Below are 13,899 nucleotides of genomic sequence, written 5' to 3' on the forward strand. Positions count from 1 at the left end.
GAGCGCACCCGCGCCAAGTATGCCGAGGCACTACCGTTGTCCGAGGAAGCAACGCAGCATGCAGACATCCACCGAGCTTGCGCGGCCGATCGACCGCTATTTCGCCAGCTACTCCGACGACCACCGCAATGTGATCAACCAGCGCATCCACGTGGTGGCGGTCCCGGCGATCCTGTGGTCGGTGGTGGCCCTGCTGTGGTGCCTGCCGCCGCTGATCACCTGGTTCCAGTATGGCATCTGGTCGGCGTTCGCGATGTTCAGCGCCTGGTGCTTCTACAACAAACTGTCGCGCCCGCTGGGCATTGGCATGCTCATCCAGTTCTTCGTGTTCGGCTGCCTGTGCCGCCTGCTGGAGGCCGAAATCGGCCTGCACAACCTGTTCTGGCTGGCGGTGGGCGTGTTCGTGGTGGCCTGGATCGCGCAGTTCATCGGCCACAAGTTCGAGGGCCGCAAGCCCAGCTTCCTGACCGACCTGACCTACCTGCTGATCGGCCCGGCCTGGGTGATGGCCAAGTTCTACCGCAAGCTCGACTGGCGCTACTGACCTGCCCAGGGCCGACGGCGCCCCTCGTTTCCTGAACGGGCAGATTCCATCACCCGCACTCCACGACGGCCCTGCCAGCCTGCGCCGGTGATCCGCTCCCCACTTCCCGCCCGTCGACGGCAGCCCCTGTGCGACAGGGCCTGCGGTCTCCCTGCGTGGGCGTAGGGCGTCCCCCGAGGGCAACCGGGGAGGGACTGCAGGAACGCGATGTTGCGTCGCAGAAAATATGAATCAGCGGACGTTACATGCAATTGATCGCTGTTCGATGGGTTTCAGCGACATTTCGCAGCCTGTTATCCTCCCTGACCTGCTCGTGAATCATGGATTCCCTGCATGCTCCCCAGCCTGCCCCTGCTGCTGGCCCTGCCGTTCCTGATGGCAGCGGCTGTTGCGGCCTTCCCCCGTAGTTCGCGCTCGACTGCTGCCTGGCTGGCGGCGCTGGCGCCGTTGGGCGGACTGGCCATCCTCGGCTGGCTGACCCCGTCCGTACTCGACGGCCAGGTGGTGCGGACGATGGTCCCTTGGCTGCCGCAGATCGGCCTGGACTTCACCCTGCGCCTGGACGGGCTGGCGTGGATGTTCGCCGGGCTGGTGCTGGGCATCGGCGCGCTGGTGGTGCTGTACGCGCGCTACTACCTGAGCCAGCAGGACAACGCGCACCGCTTCTACTGCTACCTGCTGCTGTTCATGGGCGCCATGCTGGGCATGGTGCTGTCGGGCAACCTGCTGTTGCTGATGATCTTCTGGGAAATGACCAGCATCAGCTCGTTCCTGCTGATCGGTTTCTGGTCGCACCGCCAGGACGCCCGCGAGGGCGCGCGGATGGCGCTGGTGATCACTGGCGGCGGCGGCCTTGCGCTGCTCGGTGGCGTACTGCTGATCGGGCGCATCGTCGGCAGCTTCGACCTGGACGTGGTGCTGGCCGCCGGCGAGCAGATCCGCGCCAGCGCGCTGTACCCGTACGCGCTGTTCCTGGTGCTGGCGGGCATCTTCACCAAGAGCGCGCAGTTCCCGTTCCATTTCTGGCTGCCGCACGCGATGGCCGCGCCCACTCCGGTCTCTGCCTACCTGCACTCGGCCACCATGGTGAAGGCCGGTGTGTTCCTGCTGGCGCGCCTGCATCCAGCGCTGGCCGGCAGCGACCTGTTCTTCTACACGGTCAGCGGCATCGGTGCGATCACCCTGTTGATCGGCGCCTGGAACGCGATCTTCCAGCACGATCTGAAAGGCCTGCTGGCTTATTCGACCATTTCCCATCTGGGCCTGATCACCCTGCTGTTCGGCCTGTCCACGCCGATGGCGGTGGTGGCCGGTGTGTTCCACATCCTCAACCACGCCACCTTCAAGGCCTCGCTGTTCATGGCCGCTGGCATCATCGACCATGAGACCGGCACCCGCGACATGCGCAAGCTGGGCGGCCTGCGCAGGCTGATGCCGTTCACCAGCGCGCTGGCGATCATCGCCTCGCTGGCGATGGCCGGCATCCCGCTGCTCAACGGCTTCCTGTCCAAGGAAATGCTGTTTGCCGAGGCGATCACGGCCGGAGGCCCGGGAATCATGCGCACGGCGGTGTCGATCGCCGCATTGCTGGCTGGCGTATTCGGGGTGGCCTACAGCCTGCGCTTCGTGCACGACACCTTCTTTGGCCCCGGCCCGCACGACCTGGATCGCGTGCCGCATGAGCCGCCGCGCTGGATGAAGGTACCGGTGGAACTGCTGGTGGTGATCTGCGTGGCAGTTGGCATCGCCCCGGCACTGACCGTGGCACCGGTGCTGCATGCCGCTGCGGCGTCGATCCTCGGCAGCGCCATGCCCGAGTACAGTCTGGCGGTATGGCACGGCTTCAACCTGCCGCTGGCAATGAGCGCGATCGGCGTGATCGGCGGCGTGGCGCTGTACTTCGGCCTGCGCAAGCTGATCAACCTGCATGCCGTGACCAACGTCAGCACTGGCCGCAATGTGTTCCATGCACAGCTGGATGCCGTGTCCGCACTGGCCATGCGCCTGACCAACGGCATCGCCAACGGCAGCCTGCAGCGCATGCTGCTGGGCCTGGTGCTGGTGGCGATCGCAGTTGCCGCCGCGCCATTCGTGGCAAATCCGGCGTCGCCAAACTGGACCGCGCCACAGCCGATGCCGCTGCTGGGCTGGGCGCTGTGGCTGGTGATGATGGCCTGCGCGGTGGCCACCCTGCGCATCTACAAGCAGCGCCTGCTGGCGGTGCTGCTGGTCGGCGGCGTCGGCCTGATGGTGGCGCTGACCTTCGTGTTCCTATCCGCACCCGACCTGGCCCTGACCCAGCTGCTCGTGGAGATGGTGACCCTGGTGCTGATGCTGCTGGGCATGAACTACCTGCCCGCGCAGTCCGGGCCGGAACGTCCGCGCTGGCGCAAGCGCCGCGATGCGGTGATCGCGATCATCGCCGGCGCCGGGCTGGGTGCGCTGGCCTATTCGGCGATGACCCTGCCGCCGAACACCATGGCCGGCGAACTGCTCGCCCGTGCGTTGCCCGAGGCCTACGGCCAGAACGTGGTCAATGTGATCCTGGTCGACTTCCGCGGCTTCGATACCTTCGGCGAGATCACCGTGTTCGGCATCGCCGCGCTGGTGGTGCACGCACTGCTGCGGCGCACGCGGATGGCACCGGAACAGATCATGCCCGGCCCGCCGATCAAGCTGCCGGTGCCGGCCGACCTGGCGCAGATCATGTTCCCGCTGACGCTGACCGTGTCGATCTTCCTGTTCCTGCGCGGCCACAACGCACCGGGCGGCGGCTTCATCGCCGGCCTGGTGCTGGCGGTGCCGCTGCTGATCCAGTACGTGATCCAGGGCACCGCGTCGGTGGAATCGCGCTTCGGCTTCGACTACATCCGCTGCATCGGCATGGGCCTGCTGATCGCCCTGCTCAGCGGCAGCGCCTCGATGCTGTTCGGCGTGCCGTTCCTGACCAGTGGCCACCTCGACCTGCATCTGCCATTGATCGGCGACGTGCCGCTGGCCAGCGCGATCGGTTTTGACATCGGCGTGTATCTGGTGGTGTTCGGCGGCGCCATGCTGATGCTGTCGATGATGGGCACGATCAAGCCGTCGCGTACCCGCGCTGCCCGCAAGGGTGAGATCGACCTGCAACGCCGTTCGGCCCGCACCGGGGAGATGCACTGATGGAACTGGCCCTGGCTACCGCGATCGGCGTGCTGACCGCCATCGGCATCTACCTGCTGCTGCGTGCGCGCAGCTTCGACGTGATCCTCGGCATGACCTTCCTGTCCTACGCCACCAACCTGCTGATCTTCGCCGGTGGCCGCGTGGTGCTGGGCAAGGCGCCGGTGCTGCAGGAGGGCGTGGACAGCCACCTGGGCAACTACACCGACCCGCTGCCGCAGGCACTGGTGCTGACCGCGATCGTGATCGCCTTCGCGATGACCGCAGTGAGCATCGTGCTGGCCATGCGTAGCCGCAGCGACAACCACAGCGACCATGTGGACGCCCACGAGCCCGACGACGACCTGCAGGATGAGAGCGCATCGGCGCGCCAGGACGAGGATCGCGCATGAACCATCTGGTGATCCTGCCGATCCTGATTCCGCTGCTCGGCGCCGCGCTGTCGCTGTTCGTCGAACACCGCCGCTACGGCCCCAGGGTGCAGCGCGCGGTGGCCTGGACTGCACTGTCGGCGCTGGCGCTTGCGGTGGGCCTGCTGTTCGCGTCGACCGCGGGCGGTGACATCAACGTCTACCTGCTGGGTGACTGGCCGTCGCGGCTGGGCATCGCGCTGGTGGCCGACCGGCTGTCGGCATGGATGCTGCTGACCACCCTGCTGCTGGCCATTCCCTGCCTGCTGCACGCCTGCTCGGGTTGGGACCGCCGCGCACCGCACTTCCATGCACTGTTCCAGTTCCAGCTGGTCGGCCTCAACGGCGCGTTCCTGACCGGCGACATCTTCAACCTGTTCGTGTTCTTCGAGGTGATGCTGATCGCCTCCTACGGCCTGCTGCTCAGCGGTGGCCGCGGCCTGCGCATGCGCATCGGCCTGCACTACGTGGTGTTCAACGTCACCGCCTCGACCCTGTTCCTGATCGCGCTGGGCCTGCTGTACGCCACGCTGGGTTCGCTGAACATGGCCGAGCTGTCGCAGCGCATTGCTGCGGTGCCGGCGACGCAGCTGACCCTGGTGAAGGCCACGATGGGCCTGTTGCTGCTGGTGTTCTGCGCCAAGGCCGCGCTGATGCCGCTGTACCTGTGGCTGCCGGAAGCCTATTCGCGCGCGCCGGCCGCAGTGGCGGCGCTGTTCGCGATCATGACCAAGGTCGGCCTGTATTCGGTGCTGCGCATCCAGATGCTGTGGTTCGGCGATGACGCGGGCGCGATGGCCGGCTATGGCCGCGACTGGCTGCTGTGGGCCGGCGTGGCAACGCTGGTGCTGGGCGGGCTCGGCGCCCTGGCCGCGACCCGCCTGCGCGTACTGATTTCCTACCTGGTCATCGTGTCGGCAGCCACGCTGTTCATCGCCTTCTCGGTGGGCACGCCGCAGGTGCTGTCGGCCGGCCTGTACTACCTGCCGCACAGCAGCTTCGTGGCCGCTGCGCTGTTCCTGGTTGCCGACCTGATCCGCCGCCGCCGTGGTGGCGCCAGCGACCGCAAGGAGGTGGTGGCGCCGATGCCGGGCAAGGAAACGCCGGCGGTGCTGTTCCTGATCGGGGCAGTGTCGGTGGCCGGCCTGCCGCCTCTGTCCGGCTTCCTGGCCAAGGCCGCGCTGCTGGCCGGCATGCCGGCGCAGTACACCGGCCCGGTCTGGACCGCCGTGCTGGTCAGCAGCCTGCTGGTGATCATGGGCCTGACCCGCGGCGGCATCCGCCTGTTCTGGCGCGTGCCGCCGGTCGATCCCGATGCACCGAAGCCGCGCAAGGCTCCCCTGCGCCGGGTAGAACTCTACGCCGCCTGCCTGCTGCTGGCCTACGGCATCGGCATGACCGTGGCCGCGGCACCGTTGATGCGCTACACCGACGCCACCGCCGCACAGCTGCTGCAACCCAGCGAGTACGTGCAGCAACTGCGTGCGACCACGCCGGAGATCCGCCAGCCATGACCGCCCAGCGCTCCCTGTTCCGTCGCCTGATTCCCTCGCCGATGCTCAGCATCATGGTGGTGGCGTTCTGGCTGCTGATGTCCGACAGCTTCACCCTCGGCCAGATCGTGCTGGGGCTGCTGCTGGGCGTGGTGGTGCCGCTGTTCGCCGCGCGCCTGGACCGCGAGTTCGCCCGTATCGGCACCCTGCGGCCACTGCCCAGGCTGGTGTGCGTGACCCTGTGGGACATCCTGATGTCCAACATCCGCGTCGCCCTGCAGGTGCTGGGCCCGGAAAAGAACATCCACCCGGGTTTCATCTGGCTGCCGCTGGACATCGCCAACATCCACGGCATCGCCGCGCTGACCAGCATGATCACCCTGACCCCGGGCACGGTCTCGGCCGCGCTCAGCGACGACCGCAAGTTCCTGCTGGTGCACGTGCTGCACCTGGAGGACCCACAGGACCTGATCGATACGATCAAGCGCCGTTACGAGGCGCCGTTGATGGAGATCTTCCCATGACCGGTTTTGAAGTCATCCAGACCACCCTAGTGGTGTGCATGCACGTGGTCGGCCTGGCCATGCTGCTGGCTACCTGGCGCCTGCTGCGCGGGCCGACCGTGCCCGACCGCATCCTTGCGCTGGACACCCTGTCGGTGACCGCGATCGCCGAGCTGATGCTATTCGGCATGTATCTCAATTCGCCGATCTACTTCGAGGCGGCGCTGATCATCGCCATGCTCGGCTTCGGCAGCACCGTGGTGCTGAGCAAGTTCGTGCTGCGCCGGGACATCGTCGAATGATCACCGCGATCCAGATCGGCCTGTCGATCCTGCTGCTGTTCGGCTGCTTCTTCATCCTGGTCGGCGCACTGGGCCTGGTGAAGCTGTCGACCTTCTTCAAGCGCCTGCACGCGCCGACCAAGGCCAGCACGCTGGGCGTGGGCTGCGTGCTGGTGTGCTCGGTCTGCTACCACATCTTCCTCGGCCAGGACCCGCAGCCGCGCGAGCTGCTGATCACCGTGTTCCTGTTCATCACCGCACCGATCAGCGCGCACATGATGGCCAAGGCCGCGCTGTCGCTGCTGATGGAGACCCGCCCCACCCTGCCCGGCAACGAACGTGCCGCCGAGGAGCAGCTGCCGCCGCCGGAGCCGGTGCGGGAAGAAGAAACCACGCAGAACCGGTAGTGCCGGCCGCTGGCCGGCAGTGGCAAGGGTTCCGTCAGAGGCAGTGAGGTTGCCGGCCAGCGGCCGGCACTACCTCATGCCGCGCCGACCAGCAGCAGCTCCAGCACGAACCAGCCGACAAACGCGACCAGCAGGATCCCGCCTTCACCACGACTGATCTTCAGGTCGCCACGCAGCATCGGGTACAGCACCAGCGCGAACGCCAGCAGCGCCGGCAGTTCCAGGCGCACGAACGAGGCCGGCAGCGCCAGCGGCTGCAGCACGGCCATCGCACCGATCACCAGCAGCAGGTTGACCACGCTGGAACCCAGCACGTGGCCCAGCACCATGTCGCCATGCCCGCGACGCGCGGCGGCGATGGCGGTGGCCACCTCCGGCAGTGCGGTACCGATCGCCACCGGCAGCAGACCGACCAGCAGTGGGGTCCAACCCAGGGCGGCGCCGAAGTCGGCGGCGGCGCCCACCACCAGGCGCGCGCCCCAGTACAGCGCCAACGCGGCAATCAGCACGCGCAGCACGTTCAACGGCAGGCTGGTGCGGCTCAGTGCGGACTCGGCGATGGCCACCTGCACCTCGGCGCTCTCGCTGCGACCACGGCGCAGCAGCAGCACCTGCACCACGATGAAACCGGCCAGCAGTATGCCGCCTTCCCAACGTGCCAGGCCGCCATCAAGCCCGAACAGGATCAGCAGCACACCCGCCGCCAGCAGCGACCACCACAGCACCGTCTGCAGGCGCGCGCGCAGCAGCAGGGGCGCAGCCATGGCCGCCACCGCCAGGGTCACGCCCAGGTTGACGATGCTGCTGCCCACCGCGTTGCCCAGTGCCAGCTCCGGTTGGCCCACCGCCAGGGCGCGCGCGTTGACTGCCAGTTCCGGCAACGAGGTGGTCACCCCGAGCAGCAACAGCCCGGCAGTGAAGGGGCTGGCGCCGAAACGCTGGGCCAGGCCGGACACGGCCTTGACGATGGAGTCCCCGCCCAACGCCAGCAGCAGCAGGCCGAGCAGGAACCAGGCAATGGCAATGGCGATCATCGAGCACTCCCCCAGCGGTCGTGGCGCGATTCTACGCCTGGCCCGTACGCGCGGCTGGGCCGTGGATCAAGGATCAGCCACAGCCTTCCGCATAATCGACCTGCGGGGTCTGTCCGACGCGCCAGGCACCCACCCGGCCATCGGCACCGAGTGCGAAGTCGATCACCGCCCCGCCCTCCTGCGCCGGGCGCACGCGCAGGTGCTGGGCCTTCTCGTCATACTTGTCGGGGCCGACGTCCGCGCGCTCGGGATACAGCACCTGCAGCTCACCCAGGGTCATGCCGACCTTGCCACCGCCCGGTGCGGTGATGGCGGCGCTGCGCACGTCGTAGCGCACCAGCTTGCGGCCCTCGATCATCAGGCGCGGATCTTCGGCATCCTGCGGGCGCAGGAAGTAGCAGCCGTCGTTGCTGTCGTCAGCCGGCAGCGGCTCGCCGGCCGCATCGGTGCCCAGACCCTGCAGCGGCGTGCCGAAGCCGGCACGGACCTCGGCGATGCCGGCACCCAGCTTCGCCCCAGCGAAGCCATCCAGGCGCGCGGGACTGTCCTCGCGACGGTCATTGGCTGGACGGGCGGCCAGGTCGGGATCCGTCGACTGCGCGGGTCCGGTCGCCGAGGCGGTTTCCGCCGGAGTGTCGCTGCCGCTGCCGGCCGCCCCCTGCTTGTCGGGGCCAGCACTGCAGGCGGTGAGCGAAAGGAGCAACAGACCAGCAAGCGGAAGGTGCTTCATCGGTGCGGTTCCCTGGCACAAGGATGGCTGCACGCTAGCCCATCCGGTGTGCAGGCGCTGCATTGTCATCGCGGTTTCATCGCCTTCGTTCAGGCTCGGCGAGCACCGACCTGGCCGTCCCTTCCATGCAACCGCGCAAGACCGATCTCGCCCGAACCGCGCTGCAGGCCCACCGCGCGCCGCTGGACATGCGCCAGCGCCGGCTGCTGATCCTGTGCGACGGCCAGCGTACCGTCGCCGACCTGACCGGTCTGCTCGGCCAGGAAGCACCGGCGATGGTCATCCAGCTGGTACAGGCGGGGTACCTGAGCACCGGCACAGGCGCCACGACCCCAGCACCGTCGACCGCAGCCGCGGTGGCGCCGGTGCCCACGCCGCCGGCAGCCACACCTGCTGCACCCGCGGTCGAACGCCGGCGCTCACTGGTGGCAGCACGCATCTACGTGCTGGGCATCCTGGAAATGCAGCGGCATCCACAGGCGGCGGCGCTGTTCCGCGACCTGCAGCAGGCGCGTGCGGAGGACGAGGTGCTGCAGCGACTGCAGTCGGCAATGCAGCTGCTGCCCACGCTCACTTCGGATGGCTATTGCCAGCGCGTACGGCAGCGCCTGCTGGAGGCGTTGCCATTGGAGCATTGCGACGCGTTCGCCGAGGTCGCCTGAAGAAGAAGGGGACGGAGGGAATTAAGTCGTTTCAGGCACACGTGTGCTGATTGCGGCTTAATCCCCTCCGTCCCCTTTCTAGGGTCAGCGGAAGTTGTTGCGCAGGCCGTTCCAGCACTGCTGGTAATCGCCCTGGCGGTGGCCAGCGGCCAGCGCCTGTGCGGTCGGGCGGATCACTGCGCGGGTCTCGAACATGAAGGCCATCGTGTCCTTGATCACATCGGCCTTGGACAGATCGGCATTGGACGCCTTGTCGAAGGTCGGCGCGTCCGGGCCGTGACCACTCATGCAGTTGTGCAGCGAGGCGCCACCCGGGACGAAGCCTTCGGCCTTGGCATCGTAGGCGCCATGCACCAGGCCCATGAACTCGCTGGCGATGTTGCGGTGGAACCACGGCGGACGGAACGTGTTCTGCGCCACCAGCCAGCGCGGCGGGAAGATCGCAAAGTCCATGTTGCTGGTGCCCGGGGTGTCGCTGGGCGAATGCAGCACCAGGAAGATCGACGGATCCGGGTGGTCGTAGCTGATCGAACCGATGGTGTTGAAGCGACGCAGGTCGTAACGGTACGGCGCGTAGTTGCCGTGCCAGGCCACCACGTCCAGCGGCGAATGGTCGATCGGTGCACGCCACAGGCGGCCCTCGAACTTGGCGATCAGCTCGAAATCGCCATCCACATCCTCGAACGCCGCATGCGGGGTCTCGAAGTCGCGCGGATTGGCCAGGCCGTTGGATCCGATCGGGCCGAGGTCGGGCAGCTTCAGCAGCGCACCGTAGTTCTCGCAGATATAGCCGCGGCTCGGGCCATCGGGCAGTTCAACGCGGAAACGCACGCCGCGCGGGATCACCGCGATCTGCTGCGGCTCGATCTCGATCACGCCCAGCTCGGTCAGCAGGCGCAGCGCGCCCAGCTGCGGCACGATCAGCAGCTCGCCGTCGGCGTCGTAGAAGTAGCGGCCGACCATGTCGCGGTTGGCAGCGTATAGGTGGATGCCCACGCCGGCATGCGCATCGGGCGAGCCGTTGCCACCCATCGTGTACAGGCCTTCGACAAAATCGGTCGGCAGCTCCGGCAGCGGCAGTGGGCTCCAGCGCAGCTGGTTTGGCGAGGCCGGCTGAGTGCCGAAATCACACTGCAGCTGCGACTGCGCGAACGGGGTGAACTCGCCATGGGTCACCGCCGGGCGGATCCGGTACAGCCAGCTGCGGCGGTTGCTGCCACGCGGCGCGGTGAAGGCGGTCCCGGTCAACTGTTCGGCGTACAGGCCGTGGGCCACCTTCTGCGGTGAGTTCTGCCCGACCGGCAGCGCGCCGGCAACGGCCTCGGTGGCGAATTCGTTGCCGAAGCCGGACTGGTAGCCGCGGGCGGTGATGGCGGGGGACATGGGAACTCCAGAGATTGCCGGCCAGCGGCCGGCACGACCATTCGGACAGGCAATGCCGGCGGGACGCCGACATTGCCTGCAGACCTTACAGCACGCCGCGGCGGATCTGGTCGCGCTCGATGCTCTCGAACAGTGCGGTGAAGTTGCCTTCGCCGAAGCCTTCGTTGCCCTTGCGCTGGATGATCTCGAAGAAGATCGGGCCGATGCAGTTCTGGGTGAAGATCTGCAGCAGCTTGCGCTGGTGGGTTTCCGGATCGGCATCGATCAGGATCTTGTTCTTCGCCAGGCGCGGCACGTCTTCACCGTGGTTCGGCACGCGCTGGTCGATCACGTCGAAGTAGGTCTCCGGCGTATCGAGGAAGTCCACGCCCTGCGCGCGCATCGCTTCGACGGTCTCGTAGATGTTCTCGGTGAAGCAGGCGATGTGCTGGATGCCCTCGCCCTTGTACGCGTCCAGGTACTCGTTGATCTGGCTCTTCGGGTCGGACGATTCGTTCAGCGGGATGCGCACGATGCCATCCGGCGCGGTCATCGCCTTGGACACCAGGCCGGTCTTCAGGCCCTTGATGTCGAAGTAGCGGATCTCGCGGAAGTTGAACAGGCGCTCGTAGTAGTCCGACCACTGCTGCATGTTGCCGAAATACAGGTTGTGGGTCAGGTGGTCGATGAAGGTCAGGCCGAAGCCTACCGGGTGCAGGTCGGCACCGGCGATCGGCTCGTAGTCGCCGTCGTAGATGCTGCCGGCGCTGCCGTAGCGATCGACCAGGTACAGCATGCAGTCGCCGATGCCCTTGATGACTGGCGCGCTGACCGCCTTGCTGTCCGGCTTGAAGGCGATGGCTTCGGCGCCGTTGCCCAGCGCGGTCTGGTAGACCTCCTGGCCCGGCTTCTTGAAGCGGATGGCGAAGCCGCAGGCGCACGGACCGTGCTTCTCGGCGAAGTCGGCGGCGAACGAATCGGGGTCCTCGTTGACCAGGAAGTTGACGTCGCCCTGGCGATAGACGGTAATCGGACGCTGCTTGTGCTTGAGCACCGCGCTGAAGCCCATCTTCCGGAAGTACTCGTGCAGCTCCTGGCCACGGCCGGCCGGGGCGGCGAATTCGACGAACTCGAAGCCGTCGATGCCCATCGGGTTCTCGAAGGTGGTGACCTGCATGCCGGGGTTGGGATGCGAGGCGGTCGGGACTGCGGTATTCATGGCGTGGCTCCGAATCGGTACCGCATCGGTACAAACCAGGTGCGGGCAGGTAGGGACCCGGCGAGAATGCAGGGTCTGGACCTACCCCTTATAGTTACACTTGAAACCACCAGCAAGGTGCACCGCAACATGAGCCCCGCCGATCCCGTTTCGACCCGCCTGCGTTCCTCGCACGTCCTGCTCGACCTGGAACAGTTCCTGCCGTACCGGCTGAGCGTGCTGTCCAACCGGGTCAGCGGCAACATCGCCAAGCTATACGGCGATCGTTACGGTCTGGCGATTCCCGAATGGCGGGTGATCACCATCCTGGCGCTGTACCCGGGCTCCTCGGCCAGCGAGGTCTCCGACCGCACGGCGATGGACAAGGTGGCGGTCAGCCGTGCCGTGGCCCGCCTGCTGGAGCGCGGCTTCATCAAGCGCGAAACCCACGGCGACGACCGCCGCCGCTCGGTGCTGGCGCTGTCGGCAGCCGGCTTCGAGGTGTACGAGACCATCGCGCCGATGGTGATCGAAATCACCCGCAAGCTGATGTCGGTGCTGAGCGAAGAGGAAGAGCAGGTGCTGGAGAAGCTGATCCTGCGCCTGGCCGGCGAAGGCCTGGAGCGGATGGGCGAAGGAGTCTGAAAGAAAAAGGGGACGGAGGGGATTAAGTCGTTTTGGGCACATCTGTGCTGATTGCGGCTTAATCCCCTCCGTCCCCTTTTTTCAGCTCAGATGCTTGCGCCGTGCATGGATCCACGGCACCGCGAGCGCCGCGATGGCACCACCGGCGAAGCCGAGGGAAGCCGCAACCGTGGCTGCTTCGACCGCCCCCGGCAGCGCCAGCGCCGCCGCCACGAGCAGCAGCGACGGCAGGCCGACGAAGGTGCCCAGGAAGAAATGCCAACGCGGTGACCAGGTATTGAGCTGCAGCAGGCTGACCGGTTGCCAGGCTTCCGAGGCAGCGTCCTCGGCGATCTTCGCCACCGCCTTGGCCAGGTCCACTTCCGGCAGCGCGCGCCCCTGCCGTGCGGTCGCCAGCAGCTCGGCCACGGCCTCCACCGGCGGGAAACTGGACGGCCACGCGACCGGCGCCGGCACGCCATACGCGGTCAGCACCGGCACGCTCAGCCAAGGCGCCACCAGCGGGCGCATGCGACGGCGGCCATGCACGCACCAGATCTGTTGCTGCCCATGCGCGGTGACGCTGTACAGCGCCAGTTCGTTGGCCGGCGGGTAGCCGAGCATGGTCACCCGCGCGGCCAGGCTGTCCTGCCCCATCGCGCGCAGGAAGCCGGGGCGGCTGCGCCCTTCCTGCATCCACGCCAGTCCCAGCGCACCCACCAGATAGGCCTCGGCCACGTCCTTGCTGCCAGCGGTGGCGCGTTCGTCACTGGCCAGGTACCAGGCCAGCGATTTCGGTTCGGCGACATCCTCCAGGCCCCAGCGGCTGTCGTCTCCCAGCACATGGCGCACCGGCAGGCGCGCGGGCGCGGTTTCGCCACGTTCGCCGGGTTGCAGGAACGGCAGCACGCCCTGGATGAAGGTGGACAGCTCGATCGCACGCACGCCGTGCCCCTGCCACTCCGGTGGCAGCAGCCCGGCCAGCTGACCGTCGGCGGCCAGCGCATCAAGCCGGGACTTCTGCTCGACCAGCTTCTGCACCGCCCCCTTCAGCACCACGTTGTCGGGCAGCGCGATCTGCGGCAGGCGATGGCGCGGCGGCGCCAGGTCGACGGTGGCCTCGCCGGTTCCGGTGTCATCCAGCAGCGCCTCCTGCGGCGGCAGGGTTACGCCCTCGCCTGCTCCACCCTCGGCCAACTCACTGGCGGGTTCGGGCAGTCGTTCGGCGTGGTCGCTGTGCATGGGCGTTCCGGAAGGTTGCATCGACGGGATGTCGACTGAGGTCCTTGCCGGTAACGGCGAGCGCGTTGCGATATTGAGATGCCGATTCCGGGAATGTGACCGCAACCACAGTAGATCCACGTGATGCGTGGATGCACTTCTGTGCCGACCAACGGTCGGCACCCACCGGGGATGGCGGTCAACGGTCGGCACACACCGGGGATGGCGGTCAGCGGTCGGCACCCACCCACCCCCCCCCCAGGCCGGC

The 13,899-nt window shown here is 67.3% G+C and carries 14 protein-coding genes; 9 read left to right on the top strand and 5 right to left on the bottom strand.

Annotated features, from left to right (window positions below; all coding sequences use genetic code 11):
• Positions 1-58 precede the first annotated feature (58 nt).
• The 7 genes from O0K41_RS20500 (at position 59) to O0K41_RS20530 (ending at position 6,800) form a co-directional block, all read left to right on the top strand.
• Positions 59-544: an Mpo1-like protein gene (locus O0K41_RS20500; protein ID WP_005411329.1), complete on the top strand. Its 486-nt coding sequence runs from the start codon at positions 59-61 to the stop codon at positions 542-544.
• Between the two features lie 333 nt (positions 545-877).
• Positions 878-3,706: a monovalent cation/H+ antiporter subunit A gene (locus O0K41_RS20505; RefSeq protein ID WP_059035644.1), complete on the top strand. Its 2,829-nt coding sequence runs from the start codon at positions 878-880 to the stop codon at positions 3,704-3,706.
• A complete protein-coding gene (locus tag O0K41_RS20510; RefSeq protein ID WP_088436232.1) occupies positions 3,706-4,098 on the top strand; it encodes a Na+/H+ antiporter subunit C in 393 nt (130 codons plus the stop codon). Before O0K41_RS20505 ends, O0K41_RS20510 begins: the two co-directional genes overlap by 1 nt.
• The gene (locus O0K41_RS20515; protein WP_108270560.1) at positions 4,095-5,630 is read left to right on the top strand and encodes a monovalent cation/H+ antiporter subunit D; all 1,536 of its coding nucleotides are present in this window, start codon (positions 4,095-4,097) and stop codon (positions 5,628-5,630) included. Before O0K41_RS20510 ends, O0K41_RS20515 begins: the two co-directional genes overlap by 4 nt.
• Positions 5,627-6,133, top strand: a complete 507-nt coding sequence (locus O0K41_RS20520; protein WP_005411333.1) for a Na+/H+ antiporter subunit E — start codon at positions 5,627-5,629, stop codon at positions 6,131-6,133. Before O0K41_RS20515 ends, O0K41_RS20520 begins: the two co-directional genes overlap by 4 nt.
• Complete coding sequence (locus O0K41_RS20525) at positions 6,130-6,414, top strand: K+/H+ antiporter subunit F (RefSeq protein WP_005411334.1); 285 nt, start codon at positions 6,130-6,132, stop codon at positions 6,412-6,414. Before O0K41_RS20520 ends, O0K41_RS20525 begins: the two co-directional genes overlap by 4 nt.
• Positions 6,411-6,800 carry a Na+/H+ antiporter subunit G gene (locus O0K41_RS20530; protein WP_012481450.1) on the top strand — a complete coding sequence of 130 codons (390 nt, stop codon included), beginning with the start codon at positions 6,411-6,413 and terminating at the stop codon, positions 6,798-6,800. The genes O0K41_RS20525 and O0K41_RS20530 overlap by 4 nt, the downstream gene beginning before the upstream one ends.
• A gap of 74 nt (positions 6,801-6,874) precedes the next feature.
• On the opposite strand, the gene O0K41_RS20535 is transcribed toward O0K41_RS20530, so the two are convergent.
• Both O0K41_RS20535 and O0K41_RS20540 read right to left on the bottom strand, forming a co-directional pair.
• A complete protein-coding gene (locus O0K41_RS20535) occupies positions 6,875-7,834 on the bottom strand; it encodes a sodium:calcium antiporter (RefSeq protein ID WP_108270562.1) in 960 nt (319 codons plus the stop codon).
• 73 nt (positions 7,835-7,907) lie between these two features.
• Positions 7,908-8,564 carry a hypothetical protein gene (locus tag O0K41_RS20540; RefSeq protein WP_108270563.1) on the bottom strand — a complete coding sequence of 219 codons (657 nt, stop codon included), beginning with the start codon at positions 8,562-8,564 and terminating at the stop codon, positions 7,908-7,910.
• Positions 8,565-8,689: 125 nt separating this feature from the next.
• Between O0K41_RS20540 and O0K41_RS20545 the strand changes: the two genes are divergently transcribed.
• Positions 8,690-9,226: a hypothetical protein gene (locus O0K41_RS20545; RefSeq protein WP_005411338.1), complete on the top strand. Its 537-nt coding sequence runs from the start codon at positions 8,690-8,692 to the stop codon at positions 9,224-9,226.
• A gap of 84 nt (positions 9,227-9,310) precedes the next feature.
• Here O0K41_RS20545 and hmgA read toward each other — a convergent pair whose 3' ends face one another.
• On the bottom strand, positions 9,311-10,609 hold the full coding sequence (gene hmgA / locus O0K41_RS20550; protein ID WP_049451144.1) for a homogentisate 1,2-dioxygenase: 1,299 nt from the start codon (positions 10,607-10,609) through the stop codon (positions 9,311-9,313).
• An 85-nt stretch (positions 10,610-10,694) separates the two neighbouring features.
• A complete protein-coding gene (gene hppD, locus O0K41_RS20555) occupies positions 10,695-11,807 on the bottom strand; it encodes a 4-hydroxyphenylpyruvate dioxygenase (protein ID WP_005411340.1) in 1,113 nt (370 codons plus the stop codon).
• Between the two features lie 129 nt (positions 11,808-11,936).
• Between hppD and O0K41_RS20560 the strand changes: the two genes are divergently transcribed.
• Entirely contained in the window at positions 11,937-12,431 is a 495-nt protein-coding gene (locus tag O0K41_RS20560) for a MarR family winged helix-turn-helix transcriptional regulator (RefSeq protein ID WP_043034279.1), read from the top strand.
• Between the two features lie 81 nt (positions 12,432-12,512).
• Here the strand turns inward: O0K41_RS20560 and O0K41_RS20565 are convergent, their stop codons facing one another.
• The gene (locus O0K41_RS20565; protein WP_049395603.1) at positions 12,513-13,652 is read right to left on the bottom strand and encodes a hypothetical protein; all 1,140 of its coding nucleotides are present in this window, start codon (positions 13,650-13,652) and stop codon (positions 12,513-12,515) included.
• Positions 13,653-13,899: the final 247 nt, after the last annotated feature.

Source organism: Stenotrophomonas sp. Sm2128, from assembly GCF_030985535.1.
In the GTDB taxonomy this organism is placed as follows: domain Bacteria; phylum Pseudomonadota; class Gammaproteobacteria; order Xanthomonadales; family Xanthomonadaceae; genus Stenotrophomonas; species Stenotrophomonas maltophilia.